Origin of the sequence: Streptomyces sp. NPDC007084, from assembly GCF_040703595.1 — a bacterium.
Lineage (GTDB): Bacteria > Actinomycetota > Actinomycetes > Streptomycetales > Streptomycetaceae > Streptomyces.
In genome coordinates this window covers 67,705-87,955 of record NZ_JBEYFY010000005.1, presented here as the reverse complement: position 1 = coordinate 87,955, position 20,251 = coordinate 67,705, and the positions used below count along the sequence as shown (strand labels likewise).

The following is a 20,251-nucleotide window of genomic DNA, read 5'->3' as shown; positions in this document are numbered from 1 at the left end:
CGCGCCGCCAGGTCGCTCAGTCCTGCCCGTACACGTGGAACCCCCGGCCGGACTTGCGGCCCAGCAGGCCCGCCTCGACCATCCGCTGGAGCAGCGGGGGAGGGGCGTAGAGGGGCTCCCTGAACTCGTCGTAGAGGGACTCGGCGATCGAGGCGACCGTGTCGAGCCCGATCATGTCCGCCAGTTTGAGCGGGCCCATCGGATGGGCGCAGCCCAGCTCCATGCCGGCGTCGATGTCGGCCGCGGTGGCGAAGCCGGACTCCGCCATCCGGACGGCGGCCAGCAGATACGGGACGAGGAGGGCGTTGACGACGAAGCCGGCCCGGTCGCGGGAGCGTACGACCGTCTTGCCGAGGGTGCCGGTGGCGAAGGCCTCCACGGCGGCCACCGTGTCCGCGGACGTGTGCAGCGAGGCCACCACCTCCACCAGCGGCAGCACCGGGACCGGGTTGAAGAAGTGCAGGCCCACCACCCGGTCGGCGCGGCCGGTGGCCATGCCCAGGCGCATCACCGGCAGCGAGGACGTGTTCGTCGCGAGGACCGCCGCCGGGTCCTGGACGATCTTGTCGAGCGCGGCGAACACCTCGGTCTTGGCGGCGGCGTTCTCGACGACGGCCTCGACCACGAGTTGGCGGTCGGCCAGGTCGTCCAGACTCCCGGTGAAGACCATCCGGTCGAGCGCCTCCCGCGCCGCCTCCCGTTCCAGCCTGCCCCGGCGCACCGCACGGTCGAGCGAGGCCGCGACCCGCTCCCGCGCCCCGCGCGCGGCCGTCGCGTCCGCCTCGCACACCACCGTGTCCAGGCCGGCCCGCGCGCAGACCTCGGCGATCCCCGCGCCCATCTGCCCGGCGCCGACGACACCGACGCGCTCGACGGCGGCGGTCACGACCGGGGCTCCGCGTGCCGCACGAGGTGGCCGGCGTAGGCGTCCGGCGTGAAGAAGAGCGGCAACTCGCCGGACAGGGCGGTGCGTTCGAACAGACCGCGCACCGCGTCCAGGCCGGCCCACGGGAACTCGGCGCCCAGCGCCGCCAGTTCCTCGTCCAGCACGTCGAGCACGGTCATCCGGTCGATCACCCGGTGCCGCAGCCACTGCCAGATCTGCACCCGGGCGATCTCCGCGGTGGCCGCGTCCTCCATGAGGCCGTACAGGGCGACGGCACCCCGTCCGTTCATCCAGGCCGCGTAATAGCGCAGCGCCACCGCGATGTTGACGCGCACCCCCTCCGGTGTCGGCGGGCCGCCGATCCGGCGCACCGAGAGCAGGTCAGCGGCGGTGACCTTGACGTCGTCCCGGGTGCGGTCGATCTGGTCGGGCCGGTCCCGCAGCACCCCGTCGAACACCTCACGGCACACCGGCACGAGCCCCGGATGCGCCACCCAGGAACCGTCGAAGCCGTCCTCCGCCTCGCGTTCCTTGTCGAGCCGCACCATGGCGAGCGCCGCCTCGCGGGCTGCCGGGTCCCCGCTCGGCACCTGGGCCGCCATACCGCCGATCGCGTGCGCGCCCCGCTTGTGGCAGGTGCGTACCAGGAGTTCGGTGTACGCCCGCATGAAGGGCGCGGTCATCGTCACCCGCGCCCGGTCGGGCAGCAGGAAGTCGGTCCGGTGACCGAGGGTCTTGATCAGGCTGAACAGGTAGTCCCAGCGGCCCGCGTTGAGACCCGAGCTGTGCTCGCGCAGCTCGTAGAGGATCTCCTCCATCTCGAACGCCGCGGTGATCGTCTCGATGAGGACGGTCGCCCGGACCGTGCCGCGCGGGATGTCCAGCAACTCCTGCGCGAGCAGGAACACGTCGTTCCACAGCCGGGCCTCGTAGCGGTTCTCCAGCTTCGGCAGATAGAAGTACGGTCCCCGGCCGGCGTCGATCTGGCGCCGCGCGCAGTGGAAGAAGTACAGGCCGAAGTCGACCAGGGCGGCCGGCACCGGGCCGCCGCCGAACTCCAGGTGGTCCTCGGTGAGATGCCAGCCGCGCGGCCGGACCACGATGGTGGGGAGCCGGGCGGGGTCGGCGAGCCGGTACTCCTCGCCGTCCGCCGTGGTGAAGTCGAGGCGCCGCTCGATCGCGTCGAGCAGCGTGAGCTGGCCGCCGACGACGTTGTCCCAGGTGGGCGCGGTGGCGTCCTCGAAGTCCGCCATCCACACCCGGGCACCGGAGTTGAGGGCGTCGACCGCCGTCCGGCGTTCCGGCGGCCCGGTGATCTCGACGCGCCGGTCGGTCAGGCCGGGCGCGGCCGGGGCGACGCGCCAGGCCGGGTCGGCGCGCACGGCGGAGGTGACGATCGGGAAGTCGAGCGGGGTGCCGGCCGCGACGCGCAGGGCCTGCCGCCTGCGTTCCTTGAGCAGTTCGCGCCGGCGCGCGCCGAAGGCGGCGACGAGGCTGCCGACGAAGTCGAGGGCGGCCGGGGTGAGGATCTCGTCGTGCCGGTCGCCGGGCGCCGCGAGGACGCGAAGACGCCGGGTCGGTGCGGTGATGGACATCGGGATCTCCAGAGGGGAGGAGGGGGGCGGGGGCGCACGGGACGTCCGTACGGCCCCCGCCCGGCCGGGGGCGGAGCGGGTCGTCGCCCGGAGGACCGGGGCCGGACTAGTGGAACTGCTCTTCCTCCGTGGACCCGGAGAGGGCGGTGGTGGAGGAGGCGGGGTTGACGGCCGTGGAGACGAGGTCGAAGTAGCCGGTGCCGACCTCGCGCTGGTGCCTGACGGCGGTGAAGCCCTGCGCCTGCGCCGCGAACTCCTTCTCCTGGAGGTCGACGTAGGCCGTCATGCCGTGCTCGGCGTAACCGCGGGCCAGGTCGAACATGCCGTGGTTGAGCGAGTGGAAGCCGGCCAGGGTGATGAACTGGAACCGGTAGCCCATCGCGCCCAGCTCCCGCTGGAACTTGGCGATCTGGTCGTCGTCCAGCGCGGCCTTCCAGTTGAAGGAGGGCGAGCAGTTGTACGCCAGCATCTGGTCCGGGTACCGGGCGTGGACGGCCTCGGCGAACTCGCGGGCCTGCTCCAGGTCCGGCGTGCCCGTCTCCACCCAGATCAGGTCGGCGTAGGGGGCGTAGGCGAGACCGCGGGCGATGACCGGGGCCATGCCGCTCCGGACCCGGTAGAAGCCCTCCGCGGTCCGCTCGCCGGTGACGAACTCGGCGTCGCGCTCGTCCACGTCACTGGTGAGCAGGCTGGCCGCCAGCGCGTCCGTGCGGGCCACGATGAGCGTGGGCACATCCGCGATGTCGGCCGCGAGACGGGCCGCGTTGAGGGTGCGGATGTGCTGCGAGGTCGGCACCAGCACCTTGCCGCCGAGGTGGCCGCACTTCTTCTCCGAGGCGAGCTGGTCCTCGTAGTGGATGCCCGCCGCGCCCGCCGCGATCATCGCCTTGGTCAGTTCGAAGGCGTTCAGCGGACCGCCGAACCCGGCCTCCGCGTCGGCCACGATCGGCGCGAGCCAGTCGGTGGTGTCGCCGGCGTCCTCGGCGGTGGCGATCTGGTCGGCGCGCAGCAGGGCGTTGTTGATCCGGCGGACCACCTGCGGCACCGAGTTGACCGGGTAGAGGCTCTGGTCGGGGTAGGTGTGCCCGGCCTGGTTGGCGTCGGCGGCGACCTGCCAGCCGGACAGGTAGATGGCCTGGAGGCCCGCCCTGACCTGCTGGACGGCCTGGCCGCCGGTGAGCGCGCCGAGGGCGTGGACGTAGTCCCGCTCGCGCAGTTGGCGCCACAGACGCTCGGCACCGCGCCGGGCCAGGGTGTGCTCCTCGCGGACGCTCCCGGCGAGCCGGACCACGTCCTGCGCGCTGTAGGTGCGCTCGATGCCCTTCCACCGGGGGTCGGTGGCCCAGCGCCGCGCGAGTTCCTCGGCCGCCTGTGTCCTCGCCTCTGCCATGACCGTCACGTCTCCTCGTTGTGTACGGATTGCCAACCCTCCCGTTCCAGTCGAACGGAGGTGGCACTGTGTGTCGTCCTGCCGGGATGCGGCCCGCCGTGGCGCCGTCTGGCGCGGGTGAGCAACGCTGCCGGTGCGGGTCGCCGCCCGTGCCGGGATAGCCGACGTCAGGGCATGAATCGCACCCCGGTTCCGGGTGTTGACCGCCGGGGTCCGGCGGGCCGCACTCAGACTGTGGCACTGGCACTGAGTGCCATCAAGCGTGGACGGATGTCAACCTCTGTGAATCTTTCCGCCCCTCTTTGCCAAGTTTGCGAAGGGTGCGGGACGGGCCGGTGCCGGTAAGCTGACCGCGCCCTGAGCACGGAGGACACGCGGTGAGCAAGATCTACGCGGGAGCGCGCCTGCGCCGGCTGCGCGAGGAACGCCGGATGAACCAGGCCGAGCTGGCCCGCCTCCTGGACATCTCACCCAGCTATCTGAACCAGATGGAGCACGACTCCCGGCCGCTCACCGTGCCCGTGCTGCTCCGGCTCACCGAGGCCTTCGGCGTCGACCCCGGCTTCTTCTCCGAGCGGGACACCAGCCGGCTGGTCGCCGACCTGCGCGAGACCCTCGCGGGCGAGATCACCGAGGCCCGGGTGTCCGCCACCGATCTCGCCGAACTCGCCTCCCGGATGCCTGCGGTGGCCAAGGTCCTGCTCGACCTCGGCCGGCGCAACCAGCAGCTCGCGGAACGGCTCACCGGAGCGTCGGAGAGCCGCGACGGCCGGGGCGAACCGCCCCGCTCGCCCCACGAGGAGATCCGCGACTTCTTCTACCGCCGCCAGAACTACCTGCACGACACCGACCTCGCCGCGGAGGACCTCGCCGAGGAGATCGGCATCCGCCCGGGCGACGTCGTCCGCGCCCTCACCGCGCGCCTCGCGGAACACCACGGCGTCCGCACCGGCGGCGAGGCGGGCGAGTGCCTGCACCACTTCGACGGACCGACCCGCACCCTGCACCTGTCCGGCCGGCTGCGCCCCGGACAGCGCGCCTTCCGCATGGCGACCCAACTGGCCATGCTCGAATACGGCGGTGAACTCGACCGGCAGGCCGCCGAGGACTTCGACCCGGGCACGCCCGCCCACGGCCTGGCCCGCATCGGCATCGCCAACTACTTCGCCGCCGCGCTGATCCTCCCGTACCGGAGCTTCCACACGGCGGCCGAGGAGGCGCGCTACGACATCGAGCGGCTCACCGACCGCTACGGCCTCGGCTACGAGACCGTCTGCCACCGGCTGAGCACCCTCCAGCGGCCCCGGCTGCGCGGGGTGCCGTTCTCCTTCGTCCGCGTCGACCGGGCCGGGAACATGTCCAAGCGCCAGTCCGCCACCGGCTTCCACTTCTCCCGGGCCGGCGGCACCTGCCCGCTGTGGAACGTCTACGAGGCGTTCGCCGCGCCGGGCCGCATCCACGTCCAGATCGCCGAAATGCCCGACGGACAGCGCTACTTGTGGACCGCGCGCGCCATCACCCGGCACCGCGGCGGCTGGGGCGAACCCGGCAAGACCTTCGCAATCGGACTGGGCTGCGAGCTCCGGCACGCCCACCGGCTCGTCTACTCCGACGGCCTCGACCTCGCCAACGCGGCGGCGGCCACCCGCATCGGCATGGGTTGCCGCGTCTGCGAGCGCCTCGACTGCCCCCAGCGGGCCGCCCCACCGCTCGGCAGCCCGCTGCGCATCGACCAGAACACCAGCACCTTCGTGCCGTACCCGGTGGCCGAGTGAACCGGCCGCGACACCGGCGGATCAGGCCCTAGGGCGTGTCGTTTGGATCATGTGGCGGGTCGCGGGGCAGGGCACGCACTCCCCCAAGCTCTTCGAGCAGGGGGTACCCCCAGCGGCGTTGTCGTCGGTTGCCGACGCTCCGCGTCGTCGCCCTCCTCCGCCTTGCAGCTGCACGCACCCTGCCCCGCTCGGCCCAGCCGACAAGGCGCCGCACTCCGGCGCCACCTGATCCAAACGACACGCCCTAGCCGTCCTCGCCGCGGAAGGTCCTCAGGATCCGTTCGGCCGCCAGGGTCGCCGTCAACGAGCCCTCACGAACCTGCCGTTCGAGTTCCGGGGCGAGGGCGCGGACGCCCGGGTCGGCGTGCAGCCGGCCGAGGAGTTCGTCACGGACCATCGCCCAGGTCCAGTCGACCTGCTGGTCCCGCCGCTTGGCGGCGAGCCGGCCCGAGGAGTCGAGCAGCGTGCGGTGCTGCTCCAGCCGGTCCCAGACCGTGTCCAGACCGGCGCCCTCACGGGCGCTGCAACTGAGCACCGGCGGCGTCCAGGCCGCGTCCTTGCCGTGCATCAGCCGCAGCGCGCCGGCCAGTTCACGGGCCGCCGCCTGCGCGTCACGGGTGTGCGGCCCGTCCGCCTTGTTGACGGCGATCACGTCCGCCAGCTCCAGGACGCCCTTCTTGATGCCCTGCAACTGGTCCCCGGTGCGCGCCAGCGTCAGCAGCAGGAACGAGTCGACCATGTTCGCGACGGCCGTCTCCGACTGCCCGACCCCCACCGTCTCCACCAGCACCACGTCGTAACCGGCCGCCTCCATCACCACGATGGACTCCCGGGTCGCCTTGGCGACCCCGCCGAGCGTGCCGGCCGTGGGGGAGGGGCGGATGAACGCGGCCGGGTCCACCGCCAGCCGCTCCATCCGCGTCTTGTCGCCGAGGATCGAACCGCCGGTCCGGCTGGACGACGGGTCGACGGCGAGCACCGCCACCCGGTGTCCGAGAGCGGTCAGCATCGTGCCGAACGCGTCGATGAACGTCGACTTGCCGACACCCGGAACACCGCTGATCCCGATCCGCCGCGCCTTGCCGCTGTGCGGGAGCAGCTCGGTCAGCAACTCCTGGGCCAGCGCCCGGTGCTGGGGACGTGTGGACTCCACGAGGGTGATGGCGCGGGCGACCAGCGCGCGCCTCCCCTCCAGCACGCCCTTGACGTACGTGTCGAGCTGGATCACAGGTCGTGCCCGAGGTCGGCTCCGAGCCGCCGGACCAGGTCGTGGGCCGCGTCCGGGATCACCGTCCCGGGCGGGAACACGGCCGCCGCGCCCATCTCCAGCAGGGTCGGAACGTCCTGCGGCGGGATCACCCCGCCGACCACGATCATGATGTCCTCGCGGCCCTCCGCCGCCAGCTCCTCGCGCAGCGCCGGTACGAGCGTGAGGTGCCCGGCGGCCAGCGAGGAGACGCCCACGATGTGCACGTCAGCCTCCACGGCCTGGCGCGCCACCTCGGCGGGCGTCTGGAACAGCGGGCCCACGTCGACGTCGAAGCCGAGGTCGGCGAACGCGGTGGCGATCACCTTCTGGCCGCGGTCGTGACCGTCCTGGCCCATCTTGGCCACCAGGATGCGCGGACGACGGCCCTCGGCCTCCTCGAACGCCTCCACCAGCGCCCGGGTGCGGTCCACGGACGGGGACTCCCCTGCTTCGTTGCGGTACACCCCGGAGATCGTACGGATCTGGCCCGCGTGCCGCCCGTACACCTTCTCCAGCGCGTCGGAGATCTCGCCGACCGTCGCCTTGGCGCGGGCGGCGCGCACCGCCAGCTCCAGCAGGTTGCCCTCGCCGGCCGCGGCCCGGGTCAGCGCGTCGAGCGCGTCCCGGCAGGCGCCCTCGTCGCGCTCGGCCCGCAGCCGGCGCAGCTTCTCGATCTGCTGGGCGCGCACCGAGGAGTTGTCGACCTTCAGGACGTCGATCTTCTCGTCGGTCTCCACCCGGTACTTGTTGACGCCGATCACCGGCTGACGGCCGGAGTCGATCCGCGCCTGGGTGCGCGCCGCCGCCTCCTCGACCCGCAGCTTGGGAATGCCGGCGTCGATGGCCTGCGCCATACCGCCCGCCGCCTCGACCTCCTCGATGTGCTGCCACGCCCGGCGCGCCAGGTCGTACGTCAGCTTCTCCAGGTAGGCGCTGCCGCCCCACGGGTCGATGACCCGGGTGGTGCCGGACTCCTGCTGGAGCAGCAACTGCGTGTTGCGGGCGATCCGCGCCGAGAAGTCGGTCGGCAGGGCCAGCGCCTCGTCCAGGGCGTTGGTGTGCAGCGACTGCGTGTGCCCCTGTGTGGCGGCCATCGCCTCCACACAGGTGCGGGTCACGTTGTTGAACACGTCCTGCGCCGTCAGCGACCAGCCGGAGGTCTGCGAATGGGTGCGCAGCGAAAGGGACTTGGAGTTCTTCGGGTCGAACTGTTTGACCAGCTTCGCCCACAGCAGGCGCGCCGCCCGCAGCTTGGCGACCTCCATGAAGAAGTTCATGCCGATCGCCCAGAAGAACGACAGCCGGGGCGCGAACGCGTCGACGTCCAGGCCGGCTTCACGCCCGGCCCGGATGTACTCAACCCCGTCCGCGAGCGTGTACGCCAGCTCCAGGTCGGCCGTCGCCCCCGCCTCCTGGATGTGGTACCCGGAGATCGAGATGGAGTTGTAGCGGGGCATCCGCTGCGAGGTGAACGCGAAGATGTCGGAGATGATCCGCATCGACGGCTTCGGCGGATAGATGTAGGTGTTGCGGACCATGAACTCCTTGAGGATGTCGTTCTGGATGGTCCCGGCCAGCTTCTCCGGCGGCACGCCCTGTTCCTCCGCCGCCACGATGTAGAGGGCGAGGACCGGCAGCACGGCGCCGTTCATCGTCATCGACACCGTCATCCTGTCCAGCGGGATGCCGTCGAAGAGCTGACGCATGTCGTAGATCGAGTCGATGGCCACGCCCGCCATGCCGACGTCACCGGTCACCCGCGGGTGGTCGCTGTCGTAACCGCGGTGGGTGGGCAGGTCGAAGGCGACCGACAGGCCCTTCTGGCCGGCCGCCAGGTTGCGGCGGTAGAAGGCGTTCGACTCCTCGGCCGTGGAGAACCCCGCGTACTGGCGGATCGTCCAGGGCTGGTTGACGTACATCGTCGGGTACGGGCCCCGCAGGTACGGCGCGATGCCCGGGTAGGTGTCGAGGAAGTCCAGGCCCTCGGTGTCCCGCCCGGTGTACAGCGGCTTGACCGCGATGCCCTCCGGGGTCTCCCAGAGCGCCTCGCCGCCGGTGGCCTTCGCCGCGGCGGCGCTCCACTCCTCGGCGCTGCCGTCGGCGGCGGGTGTCCCCAGTTCGATCCCGGAGAAGTCGGGGATTCCCATCAGGACACTCCCATGCGGTCGAGGGTGGCGGAGAGGACGGCGACGGCGTCGCAGCCCGCGAAGACGTAGGAGTCGACACCCGGGTACCGCCCGGGCCGGCCGGCGAGGAACACATGCCGGGCGCCCGCCGCCGCGAGCTCCCGCGCGGTGCTCGCGGCCCGCTCCTCGTAGAGCGCGTCACTGGAGCAGAGGCAGGCCTCGGTCGCCCCGCTCTCCTCGAACGTGCCGTCGGTGACCGGTTCGACGCCGCCGGCCTGGAAGAGGTTCGAGACGAACGTGGACCGCGCGGAGTGCGCGGCGGCCGGGCCGATCGTGGCCAGGTAGATCCGCGGCCGGGACCCGGTGGCGGCGAGGTGGGCGTCGGAGCGGGCCCGCAGCGCCTCGTAGGCCTCGTCGCGGCGGACCCGGGGCAGGCCGCCGGACGGCGGTGCGGGGGCCGGCTCGCGCTCCACCGGACGCTCCGCGAGATGCGGGAACTCGCTGACGCCGGTGATGGGTTCGCGCCGCTTGGCGAGCCTCACCGAGCGCTCCGCCCAGGTCTTCGCCAGGTCGTCGGCGAGCCGGCCCGAGCGCAGCACCGCCGCCTGGCCGCCGTCCCGCTCGATCGACCGGAAGAACTCCCAGGCGGCGCCCGCGAGTTCGTCGGTCAGCCGCTCCACGTACCAGGAGCCGCCCGCCGGGTCGATGACCCGGGACAGGTGCGACTCCTCGATGAGGATCGTGGAGGTGTTGCGCGCGATGCGGCGCGCGAAGGCGTCCGGCAGGCCGAGCGCGTGGTCGAAGGGCAGCACGGTCACGGAGTCCGCGCCGCCGACCCCGGCCGCCAGCGTGGCGATCGTGGTCCGCAGCATGTTCACCCACGGGTCGCGGCGCGACATCATCACCGGCGAGGTCACGGCGTGCTGCACCTGCGCGCCCGCGGCCGGCGCCCCGCTGGCCTCGGCGACCCGCGCCCACAGCCGGCGCGCCGCCCGCAGCTTGGCGATGGTCAGGAACTGGTCGGCGGTCGCCGCATAGCGGAACTCAAGCTGCGCGCAGGCCTGTTCGAGGGTCAGACTGGACGAGGTCAGCTCCCGCAGATAGGCGACGCCGGTGGCCAGCGAGGCGCCCAGCTCCTGCGCGGCCGAGCCGCCGGCCTCGTGGTACGGCAGCGCGTCCACGGTCAGCGCCCGCAGACCGGGATGGTCCTCGGCGCACCGGCGGGCGAGCGAGGCCACCGGGGCGAAGTCCGTCGCGGTGCCGGTGCGGGCCTCGTGGCCGAGCGGGTCGCCGCCGAGGTTGCCCCGGGCGGCACCCGGCGCGACACCGCGCTCCTCGTACAGCCGCAGCAGTTCCGTCGCCGCGGCCTCGGTGTCACCGCCCGCGTCGAGGACGACCGGCGCCAGGTCGAGGTAGACGCCGTCCAGGACGCGGCCGAGCGAGCCGAGCGGGATGCCGCCCTCGCCGACGGCCAGCCACAGGGAGGTGACGCCGTTCTCCAGGTCGCCGAGAACGAGGGCGTTGTCGTCGGCCGTGTGCCGCTGCCGTACGTCCCAGCCGCCGGCGGTGCCGCCCTCGGGGCGGGCCGCCCGTACGAAGGGGGCGAAGCCGGGGAGACCGGGATCGGGGGCCGTGTCGCGCGCGGTGTAGAGGGGCCTGGTGCGCAGCCCGTCCTCCAGGGAGGTCGACAGCGCGTCCTCGGCGTCCGCGCCCGAGACCTCCTTGCCCGACTTGCGCAGCACGCCCTCCACCAGGAGCTGCCACTGGTCATGGGTCGCGGAAGGGAACTCGGCGGCCAGCGCGAGCCCGTCATTGGGCAGGACTGTCATGCTCGGATGCTAGGCCAGACTTCGAGAGCCGCAGCAGAGGCGGCGCCTGTGACCTTGGCCTCTCGGTCTCGGTGATCCAGATCTCAGCGGCCCGGCAGAGCGGCGAACGGGGTGCGCGCCGGGGCGGGAGAGTGCCGTACGGGGTCCCCCTCTCGGGGGGCCGGGGAGAGTGTCGCACGGGGGTGCGCGCCGGGGCCGGAAGCACGGTGAACCCGGGCTTCCGGCCCCGGTGGCACGGGCCGGCCCTGACACGTCAGGCGGCGGGGGCGGCCACCTTCGTCGCGGGGTCGCCGTCGACCGCGGCGGCGAGCTGCGGCACCAGCCGGTCGAGCATGTACGGCAGGCTCAGCACCGACACGAAGGAGACGGAGTTGCCGTAGTCGCTGCTCTCCTTGATGTAGACCTCACGCCGCTGCCGCGCCACCTTCAGGTCCCCGTACAGGGCGTCCTTGTGCAGCTTGGCCTCGTCCTTGGCCGGGTCCCCGGCGATCCACACGATCGCGTCGGTGTCCAGCAGGTCGGTGCGCTCCTTGCTGATGTTGGCGCCGAACTCGTCCCCGATGACCTTGTCCAGGTCGGTCGGCAGACGGAAGCCGAGGTCGGTCAGCACGCGCGAGCGCGGGTCCTGGCTGCCGAACACGAAGGTGCCCTCGTACGGCGTGGCCACCACGCCGGTCGCCTTGGCGAACGCCGGGTTCTTCGCGGCGGCCGTCTTGAAGTCGGCCTCGACCCCCTTCACCACCGACGCGGCCTTGGCCTCCTGGCCCAGCGCCTTGCCGATGATCTCCGTCTGCTTCTGCCACGGCACACCGAAGTCGTTGTACTCCTTCGGCTGGGCCACCACCGGGGCGAACTTCGACAGGGTGGTGTACTGCGCCTTGGTGAGGCCGCCGTAGACCGCGAGGATCAGGTCGGGACGCAGCGCCGCGATCTTCTCGGTCTGCGGTCCCGTGCCGGTGTCCTTCAGGACGGTGGGGAGCGCGGCGTCGCCGAGCTTGCCGGTGGCCCAGGGGCCGATGGCGCCCTTGTAGCCGCCGAGCCACTCGGTGGTGCCGACGGGCACCTTGCCGAGGGCGAGCACGGAGTCCTGGTCGGTCAGCCCGACCGTGACGATCCGCCGGGGTTCGGCCTTGATGGTGGTGCTGCCGTACTTGTGGGCGATGGTGACGGGAAACGCCTTGTCCGAGGCGGCGGGCTTGTCGGAGCCGGCCGCGGAGTCGTCCGAGGAGCCGCAGGCCGCGACGGCGGCGAGCAGCAGGAGGGCGGAGGCGAGCGCCGCGGCGAGCCGGGTGCCTCGCGGAGAGCCGAGCATCAGTGGTCCTTCAGAGTCGGAGCGGTGGTGGTGTGCGGGGGGTGTTCGGGCGTCGTGCGCGTGCCGGACCAGGCCTGCCAGAGCGAGGCGTAGGTACCGTCGGCCGCGCACAGCTCGTCGTGGCGGCCGCTCTCCACGATCCGGCCGTCCTCCATGACGACGATCCGGTCCGCGGTGGCGGCCTGGGTGAGACGGTGGGCGACGACGAGTGCCGTACGGCCCTCGACGGCCCGGGCGGCGGCCTTCTCCAGCAGCCGGGCGCCGGTGCTGCCCGCCTCGGCCGTCGCCTCGTCCAGTACGGCGACCGGCGGATCGGCCAGGACCAGCCGGGCCAGGGCGAGTTGCTGCACCTGGGCGGGGGTGAGGCGGTGTCCGCCCTCGCCGACGACCGTGCCGAGCCCCTCGGGCAGCGCCTCCACCCAGTCGAGCGCGTCGACCGCGGCCAGCGCGGCGCGCAGGTCGGCGTCGGTGGCGGCGGCGCGGGCGAGCCGCAGGTCCTCGGCGAGCGGTCCGGCGAAGACGTGCGTCTCCTGGGTCACCAGGGCGACGGGCAGGGTGCCGTCGGAAGGGGCGGCGCCGGACAGCCGGACCGAGCCGGAGGTCGGCCGGTGCACCCCCGCGATGAGCTTGGCGAGCGTCGTCTTGCCCGCGCCGCTCGGGCCGACCAGCGCGACTCGTTCCCCGGGCCGCAGCGTCAGGTGCACGTCCCGCAGGACCGGCCGGCCGGGCTCGTAGGCGTGACGCAGTCCGGTGACGGTGACGGTGCCGGGCGCTCCGTCCGCCGGCCCGGCCTGCCCGGGTACCGAGGGGGCCGGGCCGGCGTCGGCGGGGTCCGGGTCCGCCACCCCGACGAGCCGGTTGAGCGCGGCGGTCGCGGTCTGCGCGTCGTCGAGCAGCACCAGGGCGGAGTTGACCGGCGTGAACAGACTGTGGAAGTAGAGCGCGGCGGCGGTCGCCGTACCGATGGACACCGACCCGGCGCGCACCAGCAGGAACCCGGTGACCAGGACCGCGGCGAGCCCCGCGTACTCCGCGATGTGCAGCCGGTTGTAGAACCGCAGTACCAGCTTGACCCCGCGCATGGTGAGCGCGACGGCGGCGGAGGACCGTTCGGTGACGTGCGCGGTGTGCTCCTCCTCCAGGCGGTACGCGCGGACGGTGCCGGCACCGGCGATGGTGTCGAGCAACTGCTGCTGCTGGGCGCCGGTCGCGACGCGTTCGCGGGCGTACAGCGGCACGGCGTTGCGCACGTACCAGCGCGCGGTGTGCGCCTGGACGGGCACGGCGACGAGGGCGGCGAGCAGGAAGCGCCAGTCGAGCGCGGTCATCGCGGCCAGGGTGAGCACGATGGCGAGGACGGAGCGGGCCAGTTCGGGCAGTGCCGAGCGGACCGCCTCGCCGACCCGGGCCACGTCCCGGGTGACGCGGGCGGTGAGGTCTCCGGTGCCGGCCTTCTCGACCTGCTCCAGGGGCAGCCGCAGGGCCCGGTCCACGAACAGTTCACGCAGCCGGGCGAGCACGCTCTCACCGAGCTGGGACACCAGGGACAGGCCGAGCGCGGTGGTGCCGCCCTGGACGAGCGCCACCACGACCAGCAGGACGACGGGGAGGGTGAGGTCGCCGGGAGGCCGCCGGCCGGCCACCAGGTCGACCATGTGGCCGAGCAGCGGCTGGACGAGCAGTCCCACCGCGGTGGCCGCGATCATCGTCACGACGGAGCCGAGCGCCAACCGGCGGTGCGGGCGCAGCAGTCGGCGGATGGCGGCGCGGGTCCTGGCCGGGGTGGCGGTGGGCAGCAGCTCGCGGGTGGTCATCGTCTCCTCGTTCCGGTCCGCCGGGGCGCCGCTCATGCCAGCACCGCCGCGCGGTAGATCGCGTGCCGCCGCACCAGTTCGGCGTGCGGGGCGGTGTCCGTGACCCGGCCCTCGTGGACGAGCGCCACCCGGTCGGCGACCGCGAGCAGGGCGGGGCTGGTCGTCACGAGCACGGTGGTGCGGCCCTTGCGGATCTCGCGGATCCCGGAGGCGATGAGGGCCTCGGTCACCGTGTCGACCGCCGTCGTCGGGTCGTGCACCACCAGGACCGGCCGGTCCGCCGCCAACGCCCGGGCGAGGGCTACCCGTTGACGCTGGCCGCCGGAGAGGGAGCGGCCCTGTCCGCTGACCGCGGTGTGCTCGCCGTCGGGCAGGGTCGCGGCGACCTGGGTCACCCCGGCCGCGGTCATCGCCGGTTCGGGCGATCCCGCGCCGGGGGCGGCGGCGAGCACGTTGTCGCGGACGGTCCCTTCGAAAAGGTCGGCGTCGTGCTCGGCCACCAGGACGGCCGTTCGGATCTCGGCCGGGTCCAGATCGCGCAGGGACACCCCGTCCAGTTCCACGGAGCCGGCGTCGGGATCGACCTGTCGGCTCAGACAGCGCAGCAGGTCGGCGGCGTGGGCGGGGTCGGTCGCGACCACGCCGAGGAGTTCGCCGGCCGGGATGTCCAGATCGACCGCGCGCAGCCCGCCGTGCCGGAGCCCGGTCAGCCGCAGCGCGCCGCGCACCGGGCCCGGCAGCGGGCTGCCGCCTGCGGTGACGGCGGGCTCGGTGGCCAGCACCTCCGCGATCCGGGTGGCCGAGGCGCGGCCCTGGGCGAGTTCGGCGTTGACCCAGGCGAGCACCTCCAGCGGGCCGACCAGGAAGAGCGCGAGACCGACGGCCGAGACCAACTGGCCCAGGCTGATGCTGCCTTCGGCGGCCAGCCGGCCGCCGACCAGGGCGACGGCGGCGATCAGGCAGCCGGTGAGCGCGAGGACCATGCCGCTCTGGAAGGCCTGCGCCCGGGCGGCGCGCAGTGTGGCCCGCAGGGAGTCACGGCTCGTGGCCCGGTAGCGTTCGATGGCCGTCGACTCGCCGCCGATGCCCTTCAGGATGCGCAGTCCGGTCACCAGGTCGGCCGCGATGGCCGAGGCGTGCGCCGCCCGTTCCTGCTCGGCCTCGCTGCGGGTCTCCAGGGGCTTGCTCAGCAGATGCCCCAGCCACAGCAGCACCGGGGTGCCCACCAGGACCACGAGGCCGAGGGTGAGCGAGGTGCGCAGCAGTACGACCGCGCAGGTCGCGATGCCCACCAGGGCGGCGATCCCGAGCGGCAGCGCGAGGTTGACCGCGCCGACCCGCTTGGCGTCCTCGGTCGCGGTATTGGCGAGCGCGCCGGGCAGCCGGCCCTCCTCGGCGCCCCCGCCCGGGTGGAGAACCCGGCGAACGAGGCCGACGCGCAGGGAGTGTTCGGCCCGGACGGCGGCGAGTTCACCGGACCAGGCGCCGATCCGGAAGCTCAGGGCGAGCCCGGCGTACACCGCGGCCAGGACACCGAGCCACAGCACGAGGGCGCCGGTGTCGGACCTGGTGACGGCGCGGTCGATGACGACGCCGATGAGGGCGGGGACGAGGGCCTCGCCGATCTGGTGCCCGGAGCTGAGGACCGCGCTCAGCGCCACCCGCCCGCGCTGTCCCGCCACCGAGTCCCTCAGGACGCCGCGCCCCGTCGGATGTGCAGCACTCATCCATACCCCTCCGGGAAAGGACGTCGAAAACTTAGGTGAGGCTACCTTAAGTCTGAGGCCAGGGTCCGGCCCCAGGATGAACGGAATCGCGCCCCTGCCGGGCGGGGCGGCACACCCAGCGCTGCCACCCCGCCCGATCCCAACCCGCCCCGCTGGTAGGGCGGTTCAGGCGGGGCAGTCGGTCCGCGCGGCCGGGTCCGCCGTCCCTGCCGCGTCCGCGGTCCCTGCCGTGCCGGCTGCCGTGGCCGCGGGGACGGCCGTGTTGTCGGCCGCGCGGTGGGCGAGCAGCGAGTCGAGGATCTCCCCGGAGCGCACGGCCGTCGTGGACAGCAGGGTCGAGGTGAGCCCGTGCGTGTGCTCCGTCGCGCCCTGGACGTAGATGCCGGCCGTCACCTCGGAGACCCGGTGGTCCCGGCCGACCAGGACGGCGTCCTTGTCGTCGCGCAGACAGAGCTTCGAGGCCCGGCCCAGCAGCGCGTCCAGGTCCCGGGGGCGGTAGCCGGTGGCGTGGACGAGCAGGTCGGAGGAGATGATCTCCCGTTCCCCGGTGGGCAGATACTCGACCGTGACGTCCAGCCGGTCCTCGTGGGCCTGTACGTCACGGATGCGGGAGACGTTGCGCAGGCGCAGGCGTTCCCGGCCGAGGACCTTCTCGCGGTACATGGTGGCGTACAGCGACTCGATGAGATCCATGTCGACCACCGAGTAGTTGGTGCTGCGGTGGTAGTCGACCAGGGACTGTTTCACCTCCGGGGCGGAGCGGAAGTAGACGTCCACCGCCTCCGGGTCGAAGATCCGGTTGGCGAACGGGCTGTCGTCGGCCGGGGTGTAGCCGTACTTGGCGAACACCGCGCAGATCTCCGCGTCCGGGAACGAGCGGTGCAGATAGTCCACCGCCTCGGCGCCGCTCTGTCCGGCGCCGAGCACCAGGATCCGCCCCACCGGCGTTCCCGTCCCGGCCAACTCCGCTACACGCGGCACCAGTTCGCTGTTGTGCCAGACGCGGTCCGACAAGGCGGTGCCGGGCGGCAGGTGGGGTTCCAGGCCGACGGCCACCGAGATGTTGCGGGCCCGCCTGGTCACCGTACGGTCCGGCGATCCGGGCACCCGGCTGGTCACGTCGAACCAGCGGACCTCGCCGTCGTCGGAGGTGACCGGCTCCACGGAGAGCACCTCGCGGTCGTAGCCCACGAGATGGGCGAGCCGGGCCGCCGCCCACTCGAAGTACTCGTGGAACTCGATCCGCAACGGGAAGAGCGTCTTCGCGTTGAGGAAGTCCACCAGCCTGCCGCGCTCCCGCAGGAAGCACAGGAACGTGAAGTCGCTGGTCGGGTTCCGCATCGTGACCAGGTCCTTGAGGAAGGACACCTGCATCGTCGCGTCGTCGATCAGCATGCCGCGGTGCCAGCCGAAGGAGGGCTGACGCTCCAGAAACTCCGCGCGGATCCGGTCCTCGGGTGATGCCCCGGCGTTGTGCTCCTCAATGGCGATGGCCAGTGCCAGATTTGACGGTCCGAAACCGATCCCGATCACGTCATGTATGGCGTCAGGTTCGTCGTGCAGTGCGTTCACCGCAACTTCCCTTCCCTTGGGCGCCCCTGATGTTAAATAAGGTTAGCCTTACCTTGCAATGGTGGTCTCCAAGAGAGGATCGACTATGCGGGTCGTCATGTTCGGCTACCAGACCTGGGGGCATCGCACGCTCCAGGCTCTGCTGGAGTCCGACCACGAGGTGGTTCTGGCGGTCACCCACCCCAAGAGCGAACACGCCTACGAGAAGATCTGGGACGACTCCGTGGCCGACCTCGCCGAGAAGCACGGCATCCCGGTGCTGCTGCGCAACCGGCCCGACGACCCCGAACTCCTCGCCGCCCTGCGGGACGCGGAGCCCGACATCATCGTCGCCAACAACTGGCGCACCGTGCTCCCGCCGGAGGTCTTCGACCTGCCCCCGCACGGCACCCTCAACATCCACGACTCCCTGCTGCCGGCCTACGCGGGCTTCTCGCCCCTCATCTGGGCGCTGATCAACGGCGAGCGCGAGGTCGGCGTCACCGCCCACCGGATGAACGCCGAACTCGACGCCGGCGACGTCCTGTTGCAGCGCGCGGTGCCGGTCGGACCGGCCGACACCGTCACCGACCTGTTCCACCGCACCGTCGACCTGATCACCCCCGTGGTCACCGAGTCCCTCGACCTGATCGCCTCCGGCCGGGCCCGCTGGATACCCCAGGACCGCAGCCGCGCGAGCTTCTTCCACAAGCGGTCCCTGGAGGACAGCCGCATCGACTGGACCTGGCCCGCCGAGGACCTCGAACGCCTGGTGCGCGCCCAGTGCGACCCGTACCCCAACGCCTTCACCCACCACCGAGGCGAACGGCTGCGCATCGTCGAGGCCTCGGTGTCCGAGGGCTGCTACGGCGGCACCCCGGGGCGGATCTTCATCCGCGAGGGGGACGGGATCGTGGTCGTGGCCGGCGCGCAGGCCCGCACTGGACGGCTGCGCGGGCTGCTGGTCCGGCGGGTGCGCACCGAGGACGGCGCCGAACACGCGGCCACCGACTACTTCCGGACCATGGGCGGCTACCTCACCGCCCGTCCGTGAGCGCCCTGCCCGGGCTCGCCGACCGGCCCCTGCCGGTGGAACGCCCCGAGGGCCGGACCGTCGTCGTGAAGTACGGCGGCCACGCCATGGCCGACGAACCGCTCCGGCGCGCCTTCGCGCAGGACGTCCTCGCCCTGCGCCGGGGCGGTGTCCGGACCGTCGTGGTGCACGGCGGCGGCCCGCAGATCGGCGCCCACCTCGACCGGCTGGGCCTCAAGTCCGCCTTCCTGAACGGGCTGCGGGTCACCACGCCCGAGACCATGGACGTGGTGCGGATGGTGCTCTCCGGCAAGGTCCAGAAGGAACTGGTCGGACTCCTCAACGAGGACGGGGCGTACGCCGTCGGGCTCAGCGGCGAGGACGCGCGGACCCTCACCGCCGTCAAACGCTTCGCCGAGGTGGGCGGCGAACGCGTGGACATCGGCCTCGTCGGAGACGTCACCCAGGTCAACACCGCCGTCCTCGGGCTGCTGCTGGAGCACCGGCACATCCCGGTGGTCTCGTCGGTGGGCCGGGGCGAGGACGGCCAGGTCTACAACGTCAACGCGGACACGGCGGCCGGAGCGGTGGCCGCCGCCCTCGGCGCGGACGCGCTGGTCGTCCTCACCGACGTGCCCGGCCTGTACGCCGACTGGCCGGACAGCGAACGGGTCGTCGGCCGGATCACCGCGGGCGAGCTGGAGGGGCTGCTGCCCCGGCTCGGCGGCGGGATGGCGCCGAAGATGGAGGCGTGCCTGCGAGCCGTACGCTCCGGGGTCGGGGCCGCCCGGGTGCTCGACGGACGGGTGCCGCACGCCCTGCTCGACGGCCTGTCCGGCGACCGGGGAACCGGCACGACGATCGTGCCCGACGCCCCGGCGTGACGGCCCCGGACCGGGACCGGTCGCGCGCGGCAGCTCGCCGCCCGCGACCGGCCCGCGCGTCCGTCCCCCCGCCCTGGGCGGAGCGAACCGCCGTCAGCCGGCGCCCCGCGCGGCGGTCTCCAGCGCGGGCGCCCCGTGGTGCCGGCCCATCGGGATGACCAGCGGGGTGTGGCTCACCGGGTCCGTGGTGATACGGCAGTTGAGGTCGAAGACGTCCTCGACCGTCTTCTCCGTGATGACCTCGGCGGGCGAGCCCTCGGCCACGATCCGCCCCGCCTTCATGGCGACGACGTGATCGGCGTACCGGCACGCCTGGTTGAGGTCGTGCAGCACCATGACGATCGTCCGGTGCTCCCGCCGGTTCAGGTCGGTGACCAGGTCCAGGACGTCGATCTGGTGGGCCAGGTCCAGATAGGTGGTCGGCTCGTCGAGGAGCAGGACCTCGGTGCCCTGCGCGACCGCCATGGCGATCCAGGCGCGCTGGCGCTGCCCGCCGGACAGCTCGTCGACCGGCCGGTCCGCCAGCTCTGTCATGCCGGTGGCGGCCAGCGCGTCCCGTACGGCCTGCTCGTCCGCCCGCGACCACTGCCGCCACCAGGTCTGGTGCGGTGAACGGCCCCGGTTCACCAGGTCGATGACGGTCAGGCCCTCCGGCGCGACCGGGCTCTGCGGGAGGATGCCGAGCCGCTGGGCGAGTTCCCGGGACGGCATGGAGTGCAGGGCCCGCCCGTCGAGCTGGACACTGCCCGCGCGGGGGGCCATCAGCCGGGCCAGCGCGCGCAGCAGGGTGGACTTGCCGCAGGCGTTGGCGCCGACGATCGCGGTGATCCGGCCGGGCGGCACGACGAGGTCCAGGCCGTCGACGACCGTACGGCTGTCGTAGGCCAGCCGCAGCCCGTCGGCCCGCAGGTCGGGGCCCGGGGCCGCGCCCGGCGCCCGGCCGGCCGGTGCGCGGTCGCCCGGCTTCGGCGGCGAGTCGGCCGGTGCGGCGGCGGTCGTCAGGGGACCGGCCGGCAGGGCGTCGGCCGGCACGGGGCCGGCCGGCAGCGGATCAGCCGGGATGGGATCGACCGACATGGG

The 20,251-nt window shown here is 72.9% G+C and carries 14 protein-coding genes; 3 read left to right on the top strand and 11 right to left on the bottom strand.

The features are described 5' to 3' along the window. Positions 1–16: 16 nt before the first annotated feature. The 3 genes from AB0912_RS06760 to aceA form a co-directional block, all read right to left on the bottom strand. Entirely contained in the window at positions 17–886 is an 870-nt protein-coding gene (locus AB0912_RS06760) for a 3-hydroxybutyryl-CoA dehydrogenase (protein WP_366696877.1), read from the bottom strand. Further along, positions 883–2,481 carry a malate synthase A gene (gene aceB / locus AB0912_RS06755; RefSeq protein WP_366696876.1) on the bottom strand — a complete coding sequence of 533 codons (1,599 nt, stop codon included), beginning with the start codon at positions 2,479–2,481 and terminating at the stop codon, positions 883–885. Before aceB ends, AB0912_RS06760 begins: the two co-directional genes overlap by 4 nt. A gap of 106 nt (positions 2,482–2,587) precedes the next feature. Next, positions 2,588–3,871 (bottom strand): isocitrate lyase, encoded by a 1,284-nt coding sequence (gene aceA, locus AB0912_RS06750; protein ID WP_366696875.1) that lies wholly within the window; start codon positions 3,869–3,871, stop codon positions 2,588–2,590. 377 nt (positions 3,872–4,248) lie between these two features. On the opposite strand from aceA, the gene AB0912_RS06745 reads away from it, so the two are divergent. Continuing rightward, on the top strand, positions 4,249–5,646 hold the full coding sequence (locus tag AB0912_RS06745; protein WP_366696874.1) for a short-chain fatty acyl-CoA regulator family protein: 1,398 nt from the start codon (positions 4,249–4,251) through the stop codon (positions 5,644–5,646). Between the two features lie 244 nt (positions 5,647–5,890). On the opposite strand, the gene meaB is transcribed toward AB0912_RS06745, so the two are convergent. The 7 genes from meaB to AB0912_RS06710 all read right to left on the bottom strand — a co-directional run bounded on the left by meaB (position 5,891) and on the right by AB0912_RS06710 (position 17,275). Next, complete coding sequence (meaB, locus tag AB0912_RS06740) at positions 5,891–6,874, bottom strand: methylmalonyl Co-A mutase-associated GTPase MeaB (RefSeq protein ID WP_366696873.1); 984 nt, start codon at positions 6,872–6,874, stop codon at positions 5,891–5,893. Continuing rightward, positions 6,871–9,042 carry a methylmalonyl-CoA mutase gene (gene scpA / locus AB0912_RS06735; RefSeq protein ID WP_366696872.1) on the bottom strand — a complete coding sequence of 724 codons (2,172 nt, stop codon included), beginning with the start codon at positions 9,040–9,042 and terminating at the stop codon, positions 6,871–6,873. The genes meaB and scpA overlap by 4 nt, the downstream gene beginning before the upstream one ends. Further along, on the bottom strand, positions 9,042–10,850 hold the full coding sequence (locus AB0912_RS06730; protein ID WP_366696871.1) for a methylmalonyl-CoA mutase family protein: 1,809 nt from the start codon (positions 10,848–10,850) through the stop codon (positions 9,042–9,044). The genes scpA and AB0912_RS06730 overlap by 1 nt, the downstream gene beginning before the upstream one ends. Positions 10,851–11,103: 253 nt before the next feature. Continuing rightward, positions 11,104–12,162, bottom strand: a complete 1,059-nt coding sequence (locus AB0912_RS06725) for an iron-siderophore ABC transporter substrate-binding protein (protein ID WP_366696870.1) — start codon at positions 12,160–12,162, stop codon at positions 11,104–11,106. Then, complete coding sequence (locus tag AB0912_RS06720; protein ID WP_366696869.1) at positions 12,162–14,012, bottom strand: ABC transporter ATP-binding protein; 1,851 nt, start codon at positions 14,010–14,012, stop codon at positions 12,162–12,164. The genes AB0912_RS06725 and AB0912_RS06720 overlap by 1 nt, the downstream gene beginning before the upstream one ends. Beyond that, a complete protein-coding gene (locus AB0912_RS06715) occupies positions 14,009–15,703 on the bottom strand; it encodes an ABC transporter ATP-binding protein (protein ID WP_366696868.1) in 1,695 nt (564 codons plus the stop codon). Before AB0912_RS06715 ends, AB0912_RS06720 begins: the two co-directional genes overlap by 4 nt. Before the next feature lie 165 nt (positions 15,704–15,868). Next, positions 15,869–17,275, bottom strand: coding sequence for a SidA/IucD/PvdA family monooxygenase (locus AB0912_RS06710; protein ID WP_366696867.1), 1,407 nt, complete (start codon positions 17,273–17,275; stop codon positions 15,869–15,871). Positions 17,276–17,360: 85 nt separating this feature from the next. On the opposite strand from AB0912_RS06710, the gene AB0912_RS06705 reads away from it, so the two are divergent. Further along, the gene (locus AB0912_RS06705; RefSeq protein ID WP_366696866.1) at positions 17,361–18,308 is read left to right on the top strand and encodes a methionyl-tRNA formyltransferase; all 948 of its coding nucleotides are present in this window, start codon (positions 17,361–17,363) and stop codon (positions 18,306–18,308) included. An 86-nt stretch (positions 18,309–18,394) separates the two neighbouring features. Next, positions 18,395–19,171 carry an acetylglutamate kinase gene (gene argB / locus AB0912_RS06700; protein WP_366697034.1) on the top strand — a complete coding sequence of 259 codons (777 nt, stop codon included), beginning with the start codon at positions 18,395–18,397 and terminating at the stop codon, positions 19,169–19,171. Between the two features lie 93 nt (positions 19,172–19,264). On the opposite strand, the gene AB0912_RS06695 is transcribed toward argB, so the two are convergent. Continuing rightward, positions 19,265–20,248: an ABC transporter ATP-binding protein gene (locus AB0912_RS06695; protein WP_366696865.1), complete on the bottom strand. Its 984-nt coding sequence runs from the start codon at positions 20,246–20,248 to the stop codon at positions 19,265–19,267. Positions 20,249–20,251 lie beyond the last annotated feature (3 nt).